The following is a 20,936-nucleotide window of genomic DNA, read 5'->3' as shown; positions in this document are numbered from 1 at the left end:
AGACAACCTCAGACAACCTCAGACAACCTCAGACAACCTCAGACAACCTCAGACAACCTCAGACAACCTCAGACAACCTCAGACAACTATGTGAAAGGCTTTTGAAAAAAATTTCCTCATTGAAAATTTTTACAAGGTATTTTTTTAGATTATAGTCTGTTTTCCACCTAAAATGATGATTTTATCACCTGAAACCAAAGAAAAATGCATGTCACCTTGCTGCTTTGTTGGCTTTCCCCAAAATGACAAAGCCACGCCCACCGATCTTCAAACAATGCCAATCGATAAACAATAGTCTGTAAACAATCTGACTTCTTATCTAATGGATTTGACTGAGCTTCCCCTTCAAATGCAGCCTTGTCTAGAGTTATTCTACAAAAAACGCTGCTTTAAGAATACGCACAGACGAAAAACATCCCAATGCATAAAGTTTTAACCGCATCTCAAACAATGGTATTTTACGACACAACGGGATAAACCATTGTTTTACAGATTTTCTCGTATCACTCTCATTCTGTTTCAAGAAGTTTCCTAACAAGTAAAAAATGCCATCTAAGAGAGTTCAATTACTCACCATGTGTTAAACGCATCGCCAATCTGCTCTAGCCAATAAAATGCCCATTTTGAAAGAATGAACGCTTTTTGCATACACGCTCTACCCAAAAGAAGGAGAGCACCATTTTGCCTTTTCTCTCTTTAAATAAACATATCCATTGATCTCTTCCCGCCACCTAAAAGGACGAAGATTTTAGCCCCACATCGGTTTGAAACAATCCAACTACTCTGAAGGGATTCCGTCTGCTGCTCACCTTATATAATTCACTTGCATAAGGCTTAACGAAGCACCCCATCCCCTGAATAGATGTCTCTTCAATACTTAAATGGATCAAGTATTGTATGTCTTATTTTCCTTATATCACCATATCACCAGCTTCAATAATAGTGTTTTAATGACGGTGTTTTACGGTATAACAAGATAAAATTTTATCCATGGGCTTTTTGTCATCGCCCACCAGTGCTTTAAACCCAGCACCTTAAACAATGTATCACGATACCACAAGAGGGAGCCTTTTGGATAAAATCTTTATTCCTCAGAAAAAAACTCTATGAATAAAGGAAGATTTTTTGTTCTCTTTTACCCCTACCTTCAATAATTACTGTCTTGATCCTCTAAAGAACAATAGGCAAACTTACCTTTAGACATCCAACAAAGGCAGCACAAAAAATAAAATAATAAAGAGAGTTCAGTTTTTTTCTAAAGCGCCTCAAAACTTTCTGCACAATATATTCTATAAGACTTTATATTCTATAAGACTTTTTCTCATAACAGATATTTTGCTCATTTTTATCTTTCTCTCTCAAAGCTTTCATTCTCAGGCTTTGACAGCATAAACCACCGCCATATTGACGGGGCGTGTTTCATCCCCCCCTGTTTTTTGCAACAAGACCTTATGTTCATGCTCTCCCGCAGCCTTCGTTAACCGATCTTTATTGTAGACTTGAGCCAGATTTCTATAATATTCACCGTGATTCATATCCCAAACTACCTTGTCAATCATTGGATAACTATGCTGGTGGTTACCTGTTGAATCTGTTTTTCCTTCATGGGTATGAGATTTAAAAGACTCTTCTTGTCGACTTCCCAAGCGACGTCCTTTATCAATTGCTTTTCCACTATCGAGCCCCCGTAAAAACATTCCACGCAAATCGGGAACATTGAATGTTGTTCTCCCGTCTCCTTTTCCCCACGTTTCCCCCAAAACAGCAAAGAGATTGGCATAGTTCTTTCGCGAATATTCTTTACCATCACAGAGTAACCATCCAGAGGGTATTTTTTCTGTAGCAAAAGTCCCAATAAATCCAGAAGAAAAAGTTTCAGGCAAAGGAGGAAAGGGCGGAATTTCAGGAAGTTTTATAGTAGGATTGGTTAAAAACCATCCATCAGCATTTTTTCCGGCAATATCACACGTATAGACGATTTCATAAAGCCCCCCCTTTTGAATTTCCCCCCCTTTTAAAGGCATAATACCCTCTGGCGTTGCCATATAAGTTGGTCTTGGCGGCAATTGATTTAAAGAAACATTTGTTATTCCTCTGTTGACGCCTTGTGCTTTAAAGCGCACAACAATGCCATCCATATAAGTCTCAAAAAAAGACTTTGTCGCCAAACGAAGTGATGTCCTCTCGTTTTCCACATCGACAGTAAACTGTGTTTCAATCCCGCCCCCATTATCCAACAAATATTCTTTGATGCGTTGCATCATAGCGCGAGCACTATCATTGACTGTACTTGGCGGTTGCCCTTCTGCCCAGTTTATACTCTCATCGACATAAGCATTTTCTGATGCGATAATTGACCAATCATAAATCGAACTCATAGAAGATACTCTTTTTTCAAAAAGGGAAAACGAGCAAAAAATGAAGAAAAGAAAGCCGCAATTTTATTTTTAGATGCCGGTATTTTGTCCATTTTCAGTCCTATTTTGTCATAATCAACATGCAATAACTTTGTTTTTGCATTGACATAAACAGCTTCAGGCTTCACACGCAATACGTCTTGCGCCATAACGCCCTGATAACGTTGTGGATTTCCTTTATAATTAAAGATATAAAGTGGATATCCCTTTTTCTGCCCCACAGGGATAATATTTTCTTTTGCTCTCACATCACAAAGCCCTAAAATTCCTCCTACCAATCCAAGTACTTGCTGCGCATCACGCAATGGATCTTTTGTCACAGAAGGCATTGTCGTAGATTTTCCTGAAGTCGTTCCGTAATTTCCAGCAGCCTGTGTTCCTATCTGTAACAAGCTTTGCAATCGGTTCCAATCTTGATTATCTTTTTCTGACCATTTTTGGCGTTCAGCATCTAAGATATTTTGACGATTTACATCTTGAATCATGCCCCCTTTCAAAGCATTGCTTTGCACATTACTCTGTCCTTGATAATAGCTATTTGCCGCATTAACCTGATCATTCTGAGAGCGATCAATCATCTGGTTTGCATTCATCATATTGTTAATATCTTGATTATATTGCTGTGCTGCAGCATTTGTTGCTAAAGCGCCTAGTTCATCGGCCAGCACACCGGTGTGAGCCCCAGAGCCATAACGTCCTGCCCCAGACATCGACTGATTAATTGCATCGGAAGTTTTATTCAGGGCATTTTGCAATGCAGTATTAAATTTACTATTGCTTCCAATCCAGCTTCCCTTAGCCATACTGGAAAGATTTGTAGCGCTGTTGGTTGGTGCATTCAACCATTGCGTTACCGTTGGATTGTTATAGAGCCCTGCTGCTTGTTGTAAACCGGTCAGAGCATTTTTTGTCATATCGCTAAGACCAGCGACTCTGTCTCCCTGATAAACGTTGCCGCCAATTCCTTTATTATAAAGTCCTAGTGCATCAGCACTGGCTTGTTTAAAAATATCAGCCGCCCAAGCAGGTGGAGCATTTGTTTGTGTTGTTGTCTGCACTTGAGGTGTGGTTTTTCTACTCATGGCTTGAGAACCTTTCTATATTGAATAAGATTACGAGAATATCCGTGATGAGCGAGCCTTTTCGCCCATCCAGTTCTTCCAAACATGTGCATTTCTTCAGCATTAATTGTTCGCGCCCATTTTTCGACTTCATCAATCAATTTGACCAATTTCAGCCCTCCCTCTCCAGCAAGATCTGAGAGAACGACGCATTTTTTCCCTGTATGGGTTATTTCAACTTTGGTTATTGCAAAAGCACTAAATTGGATTTTATTTTTTAAGACCAGCCACAATTGTGCTTGTCCTGTAGCGATTTCTTCAGCAATTTTTTCCAGACAAACATCATCAGGAAAGCGCTGAGCATATTTTTTCAATGCAGCATTGAGTGCCTCTTGATAGGGAGCGATTTTTTCCCATGGCCATTGCTCTGTCAAATGAGCAGAATACAAATCTTGACTCTCTTGCATCATAACTTTGGCTCTTTTAGCTTTATCACTCATCTCCCCTTAAATAACATCCCCCTACGCATTTCTCACGTTCCATACTTACCGCACAACTTTCAAAAAGAAGAATAAAACAAAAGAAAAGAAGCCCCATCATCCCTTTGTCATAACAAATAGGAAACTTTCTTCTTTATAAAAATAAGCCATTGTGCAGACTATTTTTCCTTTATCGCAGAAAAGCATGAAGCATAACGCACCACCTTGTTCCTTTGTTTATAAAGGCTTTGGCCTATCGCATACCGGCTCGCGTCAATTCCACATCAAATCCAGTGACATGAGTCCAATTCACCCCTTCAGGAATGCGCAATTTAAAGCGATAAAACCGTGCCCTTGCGCGACAATGAATTTGTCCAGTATTATAAGAAGGCTGTTTTTCTGGCAACCAAACAGTTTCCTCTTCAAGAGATTGTCGAAAGCGCATTCCCACAGACAAATAAAACTTTCCACTATTGACTTGAGGCATAATATTTTTCACCCGTGTTATCATGCCATTTGTCTGCCCCATTTCTTGTGATGTCACAACACAAGCCATAGCCCCCCCAGAAAACGAACCCAGTCTCCCCTGTTGATCAAATGCCCCCAGAATAGGCGATTCATTTTTCCAAGCTTTACTATCGAGAGAAAAGGACAAATCATCAATATTCTTAGTCACAAAATCAAGACCTTCTAGGGTTGTTCCTGCTAAGAAAATAGGCAATATCATTTTGATATCCACGAGAGCTTTTGTCCATTTTTGCAATCCCCAATCATAAATGAGCAAGATACGTTTATGAAGGTTCTCATCAGAATCAACCATCCAATAAACACGATTATACACCCCATCGATAGCCGCAGACATGGTATACAGATTATCCTGCCTTGATTTTGCGGTCATCGTTCGATCGACTTTTTCGAACCCAATAGGGATAATCTGTCCCTCATTTGTTATTTGATAAAAACCGCCCTCATCGGCAAAGAATGCTAAATCGCCTCTACAAACAATCGATTCAGCATTTTTTGCACCTCGTTTATCGTGAATTTTTTGGAAACTAAAAATAATCTTAGAGCCAGGGATAAAAGAACCAGCATAGATTGCAGAACGCATAAAGATAATTGGATTTGTTGTCTCGGTTGCCCCTTGGACGAATCCGCCATCAGGAAAATCTTGATAATCGCAACTTTTTTTCCCCACGGTCCAAAATTCAGCATCATTTAATCCAGACCAATGAACCCGCCTTGGATGCTCGGTTAATTTCATCAAACAAACGAAATCTCCCCAGATTCGAACAATCCCTGCTTGTGGTGGATTTCCCCCTAAATTTCTAAATTTTTTATCATGATTAATATCAATCACTTGTGGTTTATCATTGGCATTCACTGCAATGATAAAATCACCAAATAAAGCAAAAGACCACGGAGCATCAACATTAGCAAGATAAGATTTTCCTTTTTGGCTAATATCCTTCCACTTCATTGTTGTATTATCAAGCAAGAATATTTTTTCTCTTGTTCCAACAATAATAGAAACCCCATTTTTTGTTTTAACCGCAAGAGCACCTAAAATTGGCTCAGGACAAGGCTCTGATAAAGGTTCAAAACTTGGCATAGGAATATAGGAGCCATCAGCCGGTAGCACATTAACAAGTTCATCGGTAAAAATTCCATTGATATCCGCCACATCGGGTCGATAATCAGCGATTGGGAAAAAAGCCATCAAGACCCCCATAAAATCTTTGAAGAGCCTAGTGCCATTCAAAACACCAAGGCTTATTGATAAAAAACCACAAAAGCCCTTAAAACTCTAAAGGCATAAAATTCAACAAAATACACAACCTTAAGTTGATCAACGCATCGAAAAAAAGATACCATAAATAATGGCATACCCAGCGCCATCCACCAGCGCCCGACCAAAATCAACCGCCCGCAATCACCAAAACAACTGGGAAAAAGCCTTTAAACTCTCCATAAATCTTTGAAGATCCTAGTACCATTCAAAACACCAAAGCTTACTGATTGAAACCACAAAAGCCCTTAAAACTCTAAAGGCATAAAATTCAACAAAGCACACAACCTTAAGTTGATTAACACGTCGAAAAAAAAGATACCATAAATAATGGCATACCCAGCGCCATCCACCAGCCCTTCACCATCAATCCCCAGCGCTTATCCAACCATAAGGGACAAACCAGCCATCAACGATTTGGAACAAAGCCTTTTAAAAACTCATTGGGCGAATCTTTGAGGAACCTTTTCGGCGCGATGTTTCAATGCGCAAAGCTTGAAGCTGTTCTTGAAAATCTCTGAAAGAAACGGCGGCATATTCAGGGTCTTTAAGAATATTTTTATAAAGTTCATATTTTGCCCGTGCTTTAATAAGATCAAAAGCATAAATCAACCAAGGATTATCGCTTTCTTTCAGCTGTTCATCGGCAAAATGAACAGGAGCATAAGAAAGCTGCATAGTTTCCACATGTTCTGGTGTTGGAAAGAGTCCTATTTTTTGATCAAGGCACGTATAAAAGAATGGCGTTCCTAGCGCAGGATGCATACCATATTGTTGATGCAACACTTCCAAGGGCTTAAAGAACAACTTTGTTGGTGTTGCATTCTTTGTTGCTAAAAAGACGCCTTCCAAGCTCTTTTCTGATTCAATAAAAACTCCCTCTTCTTGCCCATACCATGTTTTACCACTTTGTGTTTTAAAGGTCCTTTCTCTTTTTTCATTAAAGAAAAAGGGTTCGCATTCACACACACGCAAAGCCGTAAAAATTGAATCTTGAATTTGCAGAGAATATTCCGCTGTTGTATCGTCAATTTCATCTTGAATAAGCGCGACCATATAAGCAAAAGTTTTAGAATGGTCTGAATGTGTAAGGTTTAGATTTTTGGGATCAGTGGATAAAGTGGTCATAAGCCTGTCCTTTTTCTGGAAGCATTTTAAATTTTTCCCCCAACAGATCCCTCTTGTTGGGGGAAGTTAGCAAACATTCGCTTTAAGCAGGTGCTCCATAAGTTGGGATGACAATAGTGCCAAAATCCTGAGCCCCTTGCGTACTTCCTGGCAAGGTAAAGCAAGTTTTTTTCATACCCATAATGGTTTTTGCCGCGACCCCGAATTCTCTTTCATAGTCGAAGAGTTCTTCCACCAATTTATAGCGTGTCGCCCCTCGATCTTTACCAAAAGCAATCACAGCACTCTGCGCACCAAGTAGAACAGCACGACGCACATTTGGTACAGCTTTATTTGCCGTCCCAGATTCGACTCCTTCGGTAATATGTTCAGCTTCGCGCAAAACCACACCATTATACATGCCCAAAGATCCATCATAGAGCGGATTTTTGATACGACTTCCACTATAGATTGCCTTGGTAATGTCGAGCCATTGCCCCGCATCTGTATTGGTTCGCAATTGCGTCACTTGGGTTGGATGTAGATAAAGCACATAGACATTTTCCCCATCGATCCGCACGGGTCTAATTTTGGGATTTGCCAATTTAGCCCTTTCGACAGCTTTATCAATGAGCTTAAGATCAAAAACATCGTTTGATTTTAAATCTTCATCTTTTGTTTTTCCATTAGGGCGCACGATGCGTTTATCGGTTGGTGCCGTTGGCGCATTAAACCCATAATGGACAGGTTTAAGAGTAATCGTACGTCCCTCAAAGTTAATAGCTTTTGCGGTATATCCACACACTTGAATGAAGAACATCATACTCAGACGATCTGCATACCAATCAACCAAACCATTTTTTGCCTCGGTGCGCAAATCATGAAGAATCCGTTGTTGATCAATCGTTCCCTCATTTTTGACACGCACAGCATGAACGAGTTCATTAATTGCCAAGCGATCATTGAGAAACTGTAAGGCTTCTTCATTGCCTTCCAATGTCTGCCCTTCACTCACCCCATCGCCTAGCAACTGCACACGCAAATTAAAGCTAATGGCATCCCCACTTGCTTTCGTGGTTTCATCCTTTAATTGTACGATACTGTTTGAATCATTTCCAATCAACGGTGCAATCGGAATTGCTTTTGAGACTTCTTGGTTTAGTAATTTAGACCATGTGCGCACTGCCATTGGGTCATTAAGTCCGATATAAGTTACAGTCATTTTATCCTCTAAAAGTTTTATTGACATAAAAAACCCGGCAAAGCGCCGGTTGTTAAAACACCACATTTCATTTCAAATGGTGAATAGGTTATTCGTGAGTTTTATCTAATTTCTGTTAGCGTCTGCCTCCCCCTTATAAGAGCTCTCCTCACCACATCCGTGCTTTGAGAAATCCCCCGCATTCCCTGCGCTAAAAACCTCTCACGTTCCCTGCAAAAAACACCCCCCGCATTTTTATTTTTAAAATTCTCTTCCCCCCATTAAACGATTAAAAGCAGCTTTATTTTTAGGATCAGAAACCCAAGCGCTAAACTCTGCTTCTGACATTTTATCAAGCATCTCCAAAGAAATCGGCCCATTTGGCGTCAAGCCGTTATAAGCAGCAAGTGTACGTGCAGAATTGTGTCTTTCCTGTAAATTTTCATCCATGTTATTGGGAACATTTGTGTAGCCAATTTTTTGTGCAATAGAGTAAATCACTTCAGCCGGATTTTGATTTTTTTGCGCACAATCGCGCAAGATCTGCTTCAACTCATCGCCAATCAACGCATCAATATTTTTGGGATCTGCCATCTCAGGATAGAGCGAAGCGCAAGCTGCCAACTGTTTAGCCCGCGTTTCATAAATAAAATCAGCTGCTTGATCAAAATCATCATGCTTTTGTTTAACACTTGCAACAGACTGCTGAAAAAACGCATGCAACTGTTCTGCTTCGCGAGCCAGAGAAGGTTGTTGTTTTTCATTAACAAGTCCTTGTTTTTGGAGTGTTTTTCCCAACCATTGCATATAGCCCATAAAGTCTTTTTGTGGATCTGGTGGAGCATCTTCTCCCCCTTGAACCTCTTTTCCAGCCTTTTGCGAAGAATACTGTTTTTGATGCGTTTGCCCTTGAAAATTATCTTCAAGAGTTTTTTCTTCTCTTCCAATTTCACCGTCTTCTCCCTCTTGTGTTGAGAGCAGATAATCCTGTTTCAATTGGTTTTGTTCTGCCGGCGTTAAGTGTTCTTGATCCATGACATTAGCCTTCTCTTTTTTTAACAATAAAATTAAATTTTTCAGATAAAACAGCCTGAGAGCATTTATCCCCTCAATGCTTACCCATCATTTTGGCTCCAACATTCCCCCACATGGCTCCCCCACCATGACGACAAAACACTATCGAACATTTTCCCCAATACACACTGTCCAATAAAACAGCTCTTCTGAGATAAAGAGAGGCGACATTGCACGACATAAGCAACATGGGTAACTATGGAAATTGTTTAGATAAGCAACTTCTGATAGATGAAATTCATCTGAAAGAGCGCATCATAAAGCATCCTATTGTTGAGCCTTTACTGTCTGCAACATCTGCATTATCTGCTCTGTTCCCATATTACCCCCCATCTGCGCTGAGGCATTTTGCTCTTCTTGAAGAGAATTTTGCGCCTTTATCGCAATTTTATGAATGAGTGAGGCTGGTAAAGGCGAATAGCGTAAGAGATCGAGCATAATCTCAGGCGTTGCAAAATTTTGCATCAAAGGAAGCAATTGCATGATCAGTGCAAAAGTACGCTCTTTTTCATTAAGACTTGTTGGCGCATCATCCACAACAATATCATATTCCAAACTTGTCACCATTTCGCGTGTCAGTGGAACATACTGGGCATTTTCATCACCAGCAATACGGACCAGCCGCCCATCGGACAGATAATTTTGAATAAGATAGAGAATAATTTTCCCCTGTCGTTGCCGATATCGACGCAACCCATCAAAAAAGGAAGCCAAAAGATTAAGTGACGATTGTCGCCGTTGTTGTTCAAGAACGCCAGGCTGATTGACAGCTCTTGTCCCAATAAATTCAGAAGACAACCCCGTCACCTGTTCGAGTGCGCTCTTTGCTTCATTAAACAATTGGAAAAACCCTTGCGGAAATTGTGCCACGGGTTTAGGCTGAATTCTTCCCCCAGACACAGCACCACTTTTCAACCAAGTAATACTATCGGCTCTAGCCCAACTCTCGAGGGCTTGTCGATCATCATCAAAAGCATCGCGTTCTGCCATAATTCCGCCTTTTGATTGGCTATTGAGCAAATGCATCACTTGACTAAAATATTTGTTTGCCCACCGTTGGGGATCTTTTGTAGGGCGCACAAGTCCGTAAAAGTGCCGGCTTAACTTATCAAAAGTACCGGTAATACATTCCCATCCCAATTGATTGTGTGGGACCAAGGGCTTATCAGGCGCTTCGAGCAGCTTTCTGCCCAAAAATGCCCGTTTGACAATTTTTCTGTTCAACCTTGTTGCTTGAACATGAGGAAAGGTTTTGCTTAAATTTTGGAAATCCTGCTCTGAATAATCGATAAACTTTCCACTTTGAGGCTCGAGAACTTTATAAATCACCTCGCGTTCAAACCAGCGACATTCTACCAATGTCACCATTTTAGGACGTTGATAGGTCCCTCCCTCTTCCCACTCTCCCTGATATCCCCTCTCAGCTTGATAACTTTGTGTCATCCCATTGCTGGATGAATGTAAAAAACTCTGATGTTTAACCCAATCAGCATTAAGATCACTCCAATGAACATTAGGAAACATTTCCTGAGCCACAGCAAGAGGTTTTTCATCAATATACCACAAGCGTTGTGCATCAATAAGATTAGGCTTAACAGCACTTGCATCCCACACCATTTTCATAGGATCTAAGCGTGCAATAATTGGTTTTCCCTGTGGATCTTCTTCATAATCAAGGCGTGTATCTGTCCACCCCATTCCGCAAATAATTGCATCTTGAAAGGCATCGGAATCTTCGTATTCCCCATCGGCTTCATCACGAAACCACTCAGCTGCCCCTGTCAGAATCTGGTTTGCAAAGGCTGCTCCTTCTTGTCGTGGAATAAATTGAACTTGTCTTTTATTATTGCGCTCAGCCCCAATCACGGCATTAATTAAAGGCGCAATACGGTTAAAAGTCATGACCGGTCTATTTTGTTCGTGCAAGGCAGCCAAGTCTTGCTCATTCCATTGCCGTCCATTATAAAAATCGTAATCTTCTTGGGCATTTTTTCGCCATTTTTCGACATGGGCAATATCATCCTGATACCACCCCACGAGTTTTTTAAAGAGAGCTTGATTTTCAAGCGTTTCGATTTGATCAAAAGAAGAATCTGTAGAAATATTCATTAAAAAGCCATCCATGAAGTTTGAGAATGGTGAAACGAGCGATAAGTTTTTTTTCGCGCTCTAGCATTTGGTTGTTCATAAGCCACACACATCAGTCCAAAGGCATCGGCCCCATGGCTAGCCCAATCATGTTCAGCCCCTAGTCCGATATTGCGCTGTTCGTCGCGCCTTTCATGATACCAAGCGAGTGCTTTTCTGCCCGCACATGTCGTTTCACGATTAAACCATAGTGCAGGAAACAATCGCCTTACGGCTTCGATACGCATTTTCACAGCGCCTGTTCCTTGATTAGGAATCACTTTAGTTTGAAACCCAGCTTGTTGAAGCGCACTTTCAAAACTCACATTATAAACACGATCTTTTGTTGCGCCATCATGGGGCAAAACCATGAGAGCCTTTTCATATCCCCTTTGAAAGACCCAGCCCACATGCTCTGAGAGAGGCTGTCCTTGGGCTTCATAATAATCGAGCACTCGAATTTCCCGTCCAATAAATTGCGCAACCCACAATGCGGTAGCATCAGCCTTTGCTCCTGTTCCCCCGATATCCCAAAAGATTCTCACCTGCATCAAAGGATCACGTGGAACGGTGGTAATCCGCCCTTCCATTTCAGCTTCGAGAAGACATTTCTGATAATAAGCCCCTTGGACAGCTTGGAGATATTCGCCTTCCCAAATATGGTTATACTGCTCTGGTCTTTGCTGCAAATCGTCCATTCGATCACGATTGAGTTTTTCAGGAAATTGCGGATTATCACGCCAATTAATTTCTGCCCCTTTGATATGAGGATTATCGACATTTCGGAAACGTTTTTCCACGGGTGCATTTTCATGGCACGGGTTCCATGTGACCCATAATTCTGCATTCCAATCTTTTCCTTCTTCGCGCAAAGTTGGAATGAGGGTTTGCCAAGCAGTCTCAGTGACCGGCTCCGCTTCATCAACCCAGCAAAGGAAAACGCGCCCCATTGATTTAATACTTGCGATATTTCGATCAAGCCCAGCAAACACATAGACAATCCGTCCATCTTTTGACTTAATATATTTATCGCCGATTTCATAATAGTCTTGTAAAAAAGGATAAGATTCGATAGCGCGTTTAATTTCTTCCAAAGAACTGTCATTGAGAGAATTTTGAAATTGCCTTGCACAAAGAATAATCCCGCGTTCTCCAGCCATTCCATGGCGATATCCCACAACAGCCGACATCAAAGCAAAAGAACGTGTTTTTCCAGAGCCCCGTCCTCCCCAAGCGGCTCGCACATCTGCTTTTCCAGTAAAAACAGGAATAAGCTTTGGAATAAGAGCCACTTGAGCCGTTTTCTGCTCTATTTTTTGAGAAATTTTCTGAACAATTTTCATTATAAATTTTCATACTTTAGCAATAATTGCGCTTCACCCTTTTGCTTATCCCAAGTTTAATTATCCCAGAGCAATTGAAGGAAAAGAGCAATTGGAACGAAAAACGCCCTTCTCAAAAGCAGCGCTTTATCTTCTCTTCATCCTAATACGCAATGAATTTCACTTTTTTGCATGAAGCCCCCCCTTGGACCGCGTTGACCACTTTGACCGCTTTGACCCCGCATATACACGATATGCGCCCCCCCAAGGGTCCTTAAATCCCAAGGGTCCCCACCCCTCAAACACCGCGCCCTGTCATCCCCCAACCAAAGCACGGCATCCCCCCACCAAATCATAGCCTCAACACATGGCTCTCAAGCATCCCCAAAGCCCAACATCCTCCAATATCATGCCTCTCAAGCTTCCCCAATCCTCACACTTGTCTATCCCCGATACCCCCACCAAAACACATGCATCCCGCAAGCATAATACTTCTCTCAAGTTTCACGCCCTTCGCCCATCAAAACACTATCCCATATCCACCACACAAATACCCTGCACCAAATCTCCTCCAGCACATGGCTCTCAGGCATCATTCACCCAAGCCAAGTATCACGAGCACCTACAAAGACGATAAGCCTCCGCTTCAATCCCCTCAAGACAAGCAATCACCAAAGCAGCCCCCTCGCAAGACATCACCCCGCATCATCCACCTCAGCCTAACATTTTTCAATATCACAAGCCTCCGTTGCTGAAAAATCACGCTTCTCCGGTTCGATATTTTTTGCATTCACTGGTACAATCTCAATACGCGAAACTGTTTTAACCTCCCCTTCTCCAGTCCCTTGAAGAGGTAACACTTTTGCAAGAAGCGAAAAAAACGGTACGGGATTATTCAGAGCATGATACTGAAGATAAGACACCAACCCATCTTCACCATAGTGATAGCCAGCCTGCTCCGCCGCTGTCAGAAGAGCTTCATTAAATCGCTTTGTTGTTTTATTCAAAGCCCCTTTTTTCCGCCCTCTTCGACGTAAGGGAAGACAATGTTCATCTACCATCATCATGTTCCTTCCAACTAAAGAGAAACCAAAACCTCAAAAGCAACCAGCAATTAAAAAAATGGGACACACCCTAAAAGATAAAAAACACGCACAAAGCACAAAGCCTCTGCTCCTTTTTTACAGATCAACGTTTTTACGCTTTTACATCATTACAGAACAAAGCCAAATGAAACTCCCAAACCATTACCCCGCATCGCTCTGTAAACACGGGTCTGTCAACAATCTGATTTCTCGTCTATCAGATTCCCCTGCTGATTATTTCATATGGCTATCCCACACTTCAAAGAAGACTGTTTCATCAAACACGCCAGATAAGCTCTGATCTACAATTTGACTTCAAAAAGCAAATTTTCCTCTGCAGGATAAAGCTTCCACCCCGCACCGGTTTTAAACTATAATCCAACCTCTTACCCAATAAATTCCCCTACTAACATCAGATTACTTACCCTACTAACATCAGATTACCGCCCCCAAACATCTCTATTTTACACTATAACCGTATAGCAAATATTTTAATTTTCTTGCCAATCTTCTGAAACTACTTTATTGATGAGCTTGTGTTTGTGATCGTCCACGCAACGGTCAAATAGGGATTTGAAGACCCAAAAACTCATGCATGAATTTATCCCGCTTTGCGGATATCCCAGAATTCCGGGAGTTTTTGCTATGTCCAAGTGCTTGTCAGCACTAAAAGCAAAAAGCTGATTTGAGTTCAGTGCTTTCAAACTCCCGGAATACCAATGCGAGGGCGCTCGCCCCCAGCAGGGGGCTTAAAGTGCCAACTAAAAATCCAGATTTCGCACTTTTTTAAAAAGTACCCAATCTTATAGTCTTTGAAATTATTTTGATTTTTCTTGCCAATCTTCTGAAATTGCCTTATGAATTGATCTGTGTTTTTGATCGTCCACGCAACGGTCAAATAGGGAGTTGAAGACCCGAAAACTCGTACATGAATTTATCCCGCTTTGCGGGTATCCCGGAATTCCGGGAGTTTTTGCTATGTCCAAGTGCTTGTCAGCACTAAAAGCAAAAAAGCTGATTCGAGTTCAGTATTTTCAACCTCCCGGAATACCAATGCGAGGGCGCTCGCAACCGGAGGGGGGCTTGAAGTGCCAACTAAAAATCCACATTTCTACGACATTTTGATCGGTAAAAGAATCCGTCACAGACGCATTTCAATGGGGCTTTCTCAAAAGGAATTAGGAAGCCATTTAGGTGTCAGTTTCCAACAAATCCAGAAATACGAAAAAGGCTCCAATCGTGTAAGCGCAGGGTGTTTGCTCGAAATTGCTAAAAAACTAGCAGTTCCTATTACCTTTTTTTATACTGATATTTTTGCAGAAGAAGATATTCCCACAAAAGAAACTCTCCTACAGCGTGATCAAGACACATACAGCGAAAAAGAACACGCACTTTTGAAAAACTTTAGAGAACTCCAGCCGAAAAAACAAAAAGCAGTTTTGTGGTTGATTTCTGATTAGACAAAAGCACACCTATCGACATCCCTCGCCAATATCCCCCTCTGCCTAAAGCCTTGCCCGCCTGATACCACCACATCTCAAAAAACGGTTTACGGCACCGGTTTACGACATCATAGGATGACAAACTTCAAAATAGGATAACAAACACCAAAACCTTGGGAAAACATCCCCACCCCTCTCACAGAATTCTATCAAGAGATCTCTCTGATTTAAACGCACAATTCCGATTGTATCATTATGATACCTTTTTACATTTACCTTGTCAAGTTTTTATATTTTTCTTTTTATATTTTTGTGTTTTTCTTTAAGGGAGCCACATCCCTCAAAACACCTCTCTTGCAAAACGCCGTTCCAGCAAAACGCCTCTCATAAAAAACACAATGTCCAAAACAACAAGAGCTAAAATAGGATTTCCCCTCTAAATAGGATTACCCCTCTAAATAAGATTACCATTGTATTTCTCATTCACCCACTTATTAAAAAAACATCTCTCAATGCTTCTCATACCCATTTCACGGATATCCCCCATACAAATATAGACGCAAATATAATTGTTAAATTCCGCATAGAATATAAAAGCCTACCACTATTTTTCTCTCTTCACATCTCTTTACACATCACCTCTTTACACATCCTCCTTTCAATCTGTTCACAGCTATTCCCAAACTCTCCTCTCCAACCAACACACGAACAGCACTCTTCATTTCCCCTCCAGTTTGCATAACTCTTCGCTTCATCCCCTCCTTCTCACCACTCCATACCATAACAATATATTGATTTATAAGAAATAATTTAGCATTATTGATACTGATTGAGAGTTCCAAACATCGTAAGATTCTCTCATTTCAAATCTCTCCCATGTTGAATCAATCAAAATCATTCGCTTGCACGTCAAAAGCGGGGAGAGCCCGTGTGGATAAAAAACGATTCAGAAAGGAATAAAAATAGCTCTTATGAACCGTCTCAAGTGCCAAGGGCTGTAGCCAACACCCACGAGCTAGCAAATATAATGATGATACCGGCTTGCTTCTTCACAAGCGTAAAGATAGGAGTGCTCAATGGATTTATCATTATACCATGACAAAAAACACGCACAATACATAAATCCATAAGTCCTCCGCTTCACTTTTACAGATTCACATTTTTACGCTTTTACATCTTTACAGAACAAAGCCAAAGGAAAGATTCACCACCCCACGCTGCTCTATAAACACTGGTCTGTAAACGAACAAAGCTTTTTGCCCAGCCAATGCGCTCCCCACAGTCTTCAGACACCCCTCCTCAAACGACAGGACTTCATCAGGCTCAACAAATCAAGCCCTGCCCTCAAATATTCTAGCTCTTCACTCCCCCCTCAAAGAGCGATGTTTTTACATTACAACAGGATAATTAACGAACCGTCTTAGAAAAAAGAAACGGCATGGAGATATTAAATATATCAATGGTCGTCATCTACTGTCGTGTTAAGAGATGTTGTATCTTTATTTTTCTTAATTTTTAAAATGCCAATCATTCCCGTGGAAATAATTAATGCAGACATAGCTAAAAAGGAGCTTAACAATCCCACGAGTGCAAAAAGTCCAGCAATAAAGCCAGACACTGCTTCCGCAGAGTTCGCTAAAGTTGAAAAAGTTCCAAAACTCATACCAAAATCTTCACGACGAGAGTATAATTGAATAGCTGAGACTAAACTAATATCCACAAATGCACCAATAAATCCTAAAACAAATGCTAACACGAGAAGGAGTTTTAAATAAAGTTCTGCAGCTAAGGGCATAACAAACAGAATAACCCCATAAAGAAGCCAAAATACCATGAGCTTCAACGATGTAATCTTGAATATAATTTTATGATATAACAAACCACCAACAATAGTTCCAACAGCCATGAGAGAAAAAATATAACTAACAAGGCTTTCCTCTCCCCCTATAGAGAGGACAAAAGCTGGAATTAAAAATCTTAAAATTGCACCAGTAAAGAGAATAGCAAACGACGAGCCAACGAGCGTAATAAATAAATTATTATTTTCTTTAGAAATATATTTAAGATAGGAAGCTGTTTCTCGATAAATTTTTATAAAATTGAATGATTTATTCTCATTTGAATTTAAATTCATGAGATTAAATAACACTATAATAGATATAAAATAGGTAAAAAAATCAAAAATGAGTACTGCCGATTTATTTGCTAAAAAAAGCAGTAGGGAACAAACTAAAGGACCCATGACGGATGCAGTTTCCTCTATAATTTGTGCAATGCTATTGGCCTTTGTCAGATCCTTTACTGAGAACATTCTGGGAATAGCAGCTTGAAAACTTGGTTGGAAAATACTTCTTCCTATCGTTGTACATATTGCTGCGAAAATAAGAACAATAATATGTGCAGTCCCTGTTATAGTGGTTATAAAAACGAATAATGAGGCTAATAATCTAACAAATTCACTTAAGATCATATTTTTCTTCAAAGAAAAATTATCAGCTAACCAACCTCCTATAGGACCAAAAAAGAGAAAAGGGATAAATCGAAAAAAATACACAAGACCTGTAAACAAGATGTTATCTGTTAATTCTAAGACAAGTAAAATAAAAACAACTTCATAAGCATAATCACCAACTTTAGAAATAAAGAGAGAGGAAAAAAGAGCTAAAGGACTCTTTTTTAAAAATAAATTCATATCAACCATCCGATATTAAACTTTTCTACAGTTAAAGTTGCATTCCCTTCAATACAATTGGTGATATGAACTTCAAAAGATTTGTTTACTCTAACAAATCGCTTAATAAGTTAAGTGAAAATTTTTAAAGAAATACTCCTCTTGATATAAGCATTTAGACTAATATCAAGTAATATATTAATTTTTCTTTCTTATTTGCTTTAAAAAAAAGAAAGAATGTAAAAATTATGAGATCAAAATCTGCTATATTATTATATTGACTTCCAGCCCACATCTCAAAGAATGAAAATTCCCAACCAGCACTGGTCTACAACCCCACTTCAAAAAGCAGCTTTCCCCACAGAACAAAGCTTACACCCAACCGCCCCTCAAACGACAACACTTCGTCAGGCTCAACAAATCAAGCCCACTCTCCTCCTATCCATGCGCACTCTCTTCATCCTCCATTCCCCCTTTTCTCTCCCATCACACACTTAACAACTTAACACCCCTCTTCCTCTAAACTTCCCCCTCCATTCAAGAAAACTCTTCCCCCAATCCTCACACCACTCCATACCATGACAAAAAACACGTACAATATGAATTTGTGAATATTTCGTCTTTTTTGTAGATAGAATTACTTATAGGTAACAGTTTTAACATCATAGCTGGGTACATACTGTTAACATCATATACTTCAATTCCATTATATATATGTCCCCATTTCTTGATTAAAAAAACAAAGCCCACCTTTATATGCATTTTTTAATATCTCATCATCATTTAATTCTAAAGTAGGTGTTAAAAAGTTGCTTTTGTAATTCCCGATAAATTTTTCATTACAGGGCTTGGTAAAGTATCGTATTTTTTTTAAAATATCCTTTTTTAATAAAATGTCTTTTAACCATATCTTTTATGATATCATCTTTAGCTTTTGAGAAATTATTTTTTTAAATCAGTCTTTTAGAACTTCTATCTTTAACAATATTTCTGTTTAATTTTTATTATATTTATTGTAGTGAATTAACTGATTTTCAGTTTCTGGATACGCTTTACAATAAAAAGCACTATTTGGAATTGATTCATTATATTTATGGGCACGAACAGCAAAGTTTTCTTTTTTTGTTTAAACTTTTTTTCTGCTTGCCATTTTTTTAATTCTCTGCTAGCTTCACACACATTCTTAGTAGTGACGGTTTCCGAAGGTACGAATTCCTCCATCGCCTTTATATCTATAAAGTACTAAGATGTGAATTTGCATAATTTATAAGATGTTTTAAATTTTGTAAGTTTGATTTTTTTGACATTGTTTCCCCAATGTTGAGAATTTTTTCCGCTTTTAAAGCCCTCTGTTACAGCAGAGGGCTTATTTTTATGTTAATGTAATTATAGCTCCTGCTTTTTCTTGTAATAGATTAATAAATTTTTCAGTGTTAAAATATCTGTTTAAAATTTCATAATCTTTAAACTCATAAGTTTTTTGTTTCTGGATTAGAAAATTGAACTTGCATTCTTATTTTAAAGTCAAGTCTCATTAGCAATACCGTGTATTTTATTACATAGTAAGCTCTATTATTGTTACTAGATTTAGTTAATTTTACTGATAAATTAGACCCATATTTTGGCTGGTAGTTCCAAATTTAGAGACAATATCAAAAAAAATCTCGAATAGCTGTTCTTGCTATAACAAATAGAACTTTTTTATCATCAAAATATAGAACTGTTTGTACAGTATTAGTCTTTTTTCTGTACTAGGAAATTCTGCTTTACTAGCTGAATAACCTAGTACTTTAAATTTAAAATCATCTTGACTACACATAAATCCACAAATCCCCCGCTTTGCTTTTACAGATTCACATTTTCACGTTTTTACATCTTCATAGAACGAAGCCAAACGAAACTTCCAAACCACCACTCCGCACTGCTCTGCAAACGAACAAAGCTTTTTGCCTAGTACCCTTAAACTTCAAATCTCCCTCAAACAACAGCACTTAATCAGGCTCAACAAATCAAGCCCTGCCCTCAAATATTCCAGCTTTTCACTCCCCCTCAAAGAGCCGTGTTTTACGGCGTAATAGAATAGAAAATGTTTTCATTTTTCTTGCTAATCTTCTGAAATTCCTTTAACTTAAAGTGTAATTTTGATCGTCTACGCACCGATCAAGAGGGGTTAAAGGTCCTAAGCTCTAGCGTAAAAACGAACCCGCTTTGCGAATATCTCGGAATTCCGGGAGATTTTGCTATGTCCAGGTGCTTCTCAGCACTAAAAGCAAAATGCTGATTCGAGGTCAGTGCTTTCAGGCTCCCGGAATACCAATGCGAGGGCGCTCGCCCCCAGCGGGGGGGCTTGAAGTGCAAACCAAAAATCCACATTTTATCGACATTTCTGATTAAGCAAAAAACGCGATTTATAATCCATATTTCGCACTTTTTTAAAAAGTACCCAATCTTATAGTCTTTGAGATTATTTTGATTTTTCTTGCTAATTTCCTGAAACTACTTTATGAATTGACCTGTGTTTTTGATCGTATACGCAGCGGTCAAATAGGGAGCTAAAAGCCCGAAAACTCGTACATGAATTTGTCCCGCTTTGCGGATATCCCGGAATTCCGGGAGTTTTTGCTATGTCCAGGTGCTTCCCAGCACTAAAAGCAAAAAAACTGATTCGAGTTCAGTACTTTTAGACTCCCGGAATACCAATGCGAGGGCGCTCGCAACCGGAGGGGGGCTTGAAGTGCCAACTAAAAATCCACATTTTATCGACATTTTGATAGGCAAAAGAATCCGTCATAGACGCATTTCAATAGGACTTTCCCAAAAAGAATTAGGAAGCCATTTAAGCGTCAGTTTCCAACAAATCCAAAAATATGAAAAAGGCTTAAATCGTGTAAGTGCCAAATGTTTGCTCGAAATCGCCCAAAAACTAGATGTCCCCGTAAACTTCTTTTATGCAGACCTTGCCACAAAAGAAGATCTTTCAACAAAAGACACTCTCTTACACCACGATCAAGAAACCTATAGCGAAAAAGAACACACCCTTTTGAAAAACTTTAGAGAGCTCAAAGCAAAAAAACAAAAAGCAATCTTGTGGCTAATCTCTGATTAAGCAACAGCGCAACGATCAACATTATTCCATTCATATCCCCCCTAAGTCACATTCAAAC

The 20,936-nt window shown here is 39.6% G+C and carries 16 protein-coding genes; 2 read left to right on the top strand and 14 right to left on the bottom strand.

Features of this window, described 5'->3' with window-relative positions; all coding sequences use genetic code 11:
* Positions 1 to 367: 367 nt before the first annotated feature.
* The 11 genes from ACFIKY_RS05190 to ACFIKY_RS05140 form a co-directional block, all read right to left on the bottom strand.
* Positions 368 to 523, bottom strand: coding sequence for a hypothetical protein (locus ACFIKY_RS05190; RefSeq protein ID WP_375635645.1), 156 nt, complete (start codon positions 521 to 523; stop codon positions 368 to 370).
* An 850-nt stretch (positions 524 to 1,373) separates the two neighbouring features.
* The gene (locus tag ACFIKY_RS05185) at positions 1,374 to 2,378 is read right to left on the bottom strand and encodes a phage tail protein (RefSeq protein WP_375635644.1); all 1,005 of its coding nucleotides are present in this window, start codon (positions 2,376 to 2,378) and stop codon (positions 1,374 to 1,376) included.
* Positions 2,375 to 3,499, bottom strand: coding sequence for a tail fiber domain-containing protein (locus ACFIKY_RS05180; protein ID WP_375661508.1), 1,125 nt, complete (start codon positions 3,497 to 3,499; stop codon positions 2,375 to 2,377). The genes ACFIKY_RS05185 and ACFIKY_RS05180 overlap by 4 nt, the downstream gene beginning before the upstream one ends.
* Complete coding sequence (locus ACFIKY_RS05175) at positions 3,496 to 3,978, bottom strand: hypothetical protein (protein ID WP_375628924.1); 483 nt, start codon at positions 3,976 to 3,978, stop codon at positions 3,496 to 3,498. The genes ACFIKY_RS05180 and ACFIKY_RS05175 overlap by 4 nt, the downstream gene beginning before the upstream one ends.
* A gap of 232 nt (positions 3,979 to 4,210) precedes the next feature.
* Positions 4,211 to 5,674 carry a hypothetical protein gene (locus ACFIKY_RS05170; RefSeq protein ID WP_375635642.1) on the bottom strand — a complete coding sequence of 488 codons (1,464 nt, stop codon included), beginning with the start codon at positions 5,672 to 5,674 and terminating at the stop codon, positions 4,211 to 4,213.
* 501 nt (positions 5,675 to 6,175) lie between these two features.
* Positions 6,176 to 6,871: a hypothetical protein gene (locus ACFIKY_RS05165; protein WP_375661507.1), complete on the bottom strand. Its 696-nt coding sequence runs from the start codon at positions 6,869 to 6,871 to the stop codon at positions 6,176 to 6,178.
* Between the two features lie 82 nt (positions 6,872 to 6,953).
* Entirely contained in the window at positions 6,954 to 8,072 is a 1,119-nt protein-coding gene (locus ACFIKY_RS05160; RefSeq protein ID WP_375635640.1) for a N4-gp56 family major capsid protein, read from the bottom strand.
* Between the two features lie 240 nt (positions 8,073 to 8,312).
* Positions 8,313 to 9,086, bottom strand: coding sequence for a hypothetical protein (locus ACFIKY_RS05155; protein WP_375647321.1), 774 nt, complete (start codon positions 9,084 to 9,086; stop codon positions 8,313 to 8,315).
* A 306-nt stretch (positions 9,087 to 9,392) separates the two neighbouring features.
* Entirely contained in the window at positions 9,393 to 11,234 is a 1,842-nt protein-coding gene (locus ACFIKY_RS05150; protein ID WP_375644530.1) for a portal protein, read from the bottom strand.
* Positions 11,234 to 12,595: a PBSX family phage terminase large subunit gene (locus ACFIKY_RS05145; protein ID WP_375661506.1), complete on the bottom strand. Its 1,362-nt coding sequence runs from the start codon at positions 12,593 to 12,595 to the stop codon at positions 11,234 to 11,236. Before ACFIKY_RS05145 ends, ACFIKY_RS05150 begins: the two co-directional genes overlap by 1 nt.
* 698 nt (positions 12,596 to 13,293) lie before the next feature.
* Positions 13,294 to 13,635, bottom strand: coding sequence for a hypothetical protein (locus ACFIKY_RS05140; protein ID WP_375661510.1), 342 nt, complete (start codon positions 13,633 to 13,635; stop codon positions 13,294 to 13,296).
* A 1,112-nt stretch (positions 13,636 to 14,747) separates the two neighbouring features.
* On the opposite strand from ACFIKY_RS05140, the gene ACFIKY_RS05135 reads away from it, so the two are divergent.
* Complete coding sequence (locus ACFIKY_RS05135) at positions 14,748 to 15,119, top strand: helix-turn-helix domain-containing protein (RefSeq protein WP_375661505.1); 372 nt, start codon at positions 14,748 to 14,750, stop codon at positions 15,117 to 15,119.
* Positions 15,120 to 16,271: 1,152 nt separating this feature from the next.
* On the opposite strand, the gene ACFIKY_RS05130 is transcribed toward ACFIKY_RS05135, so the two are convergent.
* The 3 genes from ACFIKY_RS05130 to ACFIKY_RS05120 form a co-directional block, all read right to left on the bottom strand.
* Entirely contained in the window at positions 16,272 to 16,394 is a 123-nt protein-coding gene (locus ACFIKY_RS05130) for a hypothetical protein (RefSeq protein ID WP_375661504.1), read from the bottom strand.
* Between the two features lie 163 nt (positions 16,395 to 16,557).
* Complete coding sequence (locus ACFIKY_RS05125; protein ID WP_375661503.1) at positions 16,558 to 17,793, bottom strand: MFS transporter; 1,236 nt, start codon at positions 17,791 to 17,793, stop codon at positions 16,558 to 16,560.
* A gap of 540 nt (positions 17,794 to 18,333) precedes the next feature.
* Positions 18,334 to 18,534 carry a DNA polymerase gene (locus ACFIKY_RS05120; RefSeq protein WP_375661502.1) on the bottom strand — a complete coding sequence of 67 codons (201 nt, stop codon included), beginning with the start codon at positions 18,532 to 18,534 and terminating at the stop codon, positions 18,334 to 18,336.
* A gap of 1,972 nt (positions 18,535 to 20,506) precedes the next feature.
* Here ACFIKY_RS05120 and ACFIKY_RS05115 point away from each other — a divergent pair.
* Complete coding sequence (locus ACFIKY_RS05115) at positions 20,507 to 20,878, top strand: helix-turn-helix domain-containing protein (RefSeq protein WP_375661501.1); 372 nt, start codon at positions 20,507 to 20,509, stop codon at positions 20,876 to 20,878.
* Positions 20,879 to 20,936 lie beyond the last annotated feature (58 nt).

The sequence above is a fragment of the Bartonella sp. CR127HXZ genome, from assembly GCF_042194555.1.
Taxonomy (GTDB): domain Bacteria; phylum Pseudomonadota; class Alphaproteobacteria; order Rhizobiales; family Rhizobiaceae; genus Bartonella; species Bartonella grahamii.
The sequence above is the reverse complement of the archived record's forward strand: the minus strand, read 5'-3'. Positions and strand labels throughout refer to the sequence as shown.

Excerpts from the sequence above, each read along its gene's own strand:
- ACFIKY_RS05185 (WP_375635644.1), bottom strand. The coding sequence starts at position 2,378 with ATGAGTTCGATTTATGATTGGTCAATTATCGCATCAGAAAATGCTTAT.
- ACFIKY_RS05180 (WP_375661508.1), bottom strand. The coding sequence starts at position 3,499 with ATGAGTAGAAAAACCACACCTCAAGTGCAGACAACAACACAAACAAAT.
- ACFIKY_RS05175 (WP_375628924.1), bottom strand. The coding sequence starts at position 3,978 with ATGAGTGATAAAGCTAAAAGAGCCAAAGTTATGATGCAAGAGAGTCAA.
- ACFIKY_RS05170 (WP_375635642.1), bottom strand. The coding sequence starts at position 5,674 with ATGGCTTTTTTCCCAATCGCTGATTATCGACCCGATGTGGCGGATATC.
- ACFIKY_RS05165 (WP_375661507.1), bottom strand. The coding sequence starts at position 6,871 with ATGACCACTTTATCCACTGATCCCAAAAATCTAAACCTTACACATTCA.
- ACFIKY_RS05160 (WP_375635640.1), bottom strand. The coding sequence starts at position 8,072 with ATGACTGTAACTTATATCGGACTTAATGACCCAATGGCAGTGCGCACA.
- ACFIKY_RS05155 (WP_375647321.1), bottom strand. The coding sequence starts at position 9,086 with ATGGATCAAGAACACTTAACGCCGGCAGAACAAAACCAATTGAAACAG.
- ACFIKY_RS05150 (WP_375644530.1), bottom strand. The coding sequence starts at position 11,234 with ATGAATATTTCTACAGATTCTTCTTTTGATCAAATCGAAACGCTTGAA.
- ACFIKY_RS05145 (WP_375661506.1), bottom strand. The coding sequence starts at position 12,595 with ATGAAAATTGTTCAGAAAATTTCTCAAAAAATAGAGCAGAAAACGGCT.
- ACFIKY_RS05140 (WP_375661510.1), bottom strand. The coding sequence starts at position 13,635 with ATGGTAGATGAACATTGTCTTCCCTTACGTCGAAGAGGGCGGAAAAAA.
- ACFIKY_RS05125 (WP_375661503.1), bottom strand. The coding sequence starts at position 17,793 with ATGAATTTATTTTTAAAAAAGAGTCCTTTAGCTCTTTTTTCCTCTCTC.
- ACFIKY_RS05120 (WP_375661502.1), bottom strand. The coding sequence starts at position 18,534 with ATGCATATAAAGGTGGGCTTTGTTTTTTTAATCAAGAAATGGGGACAT.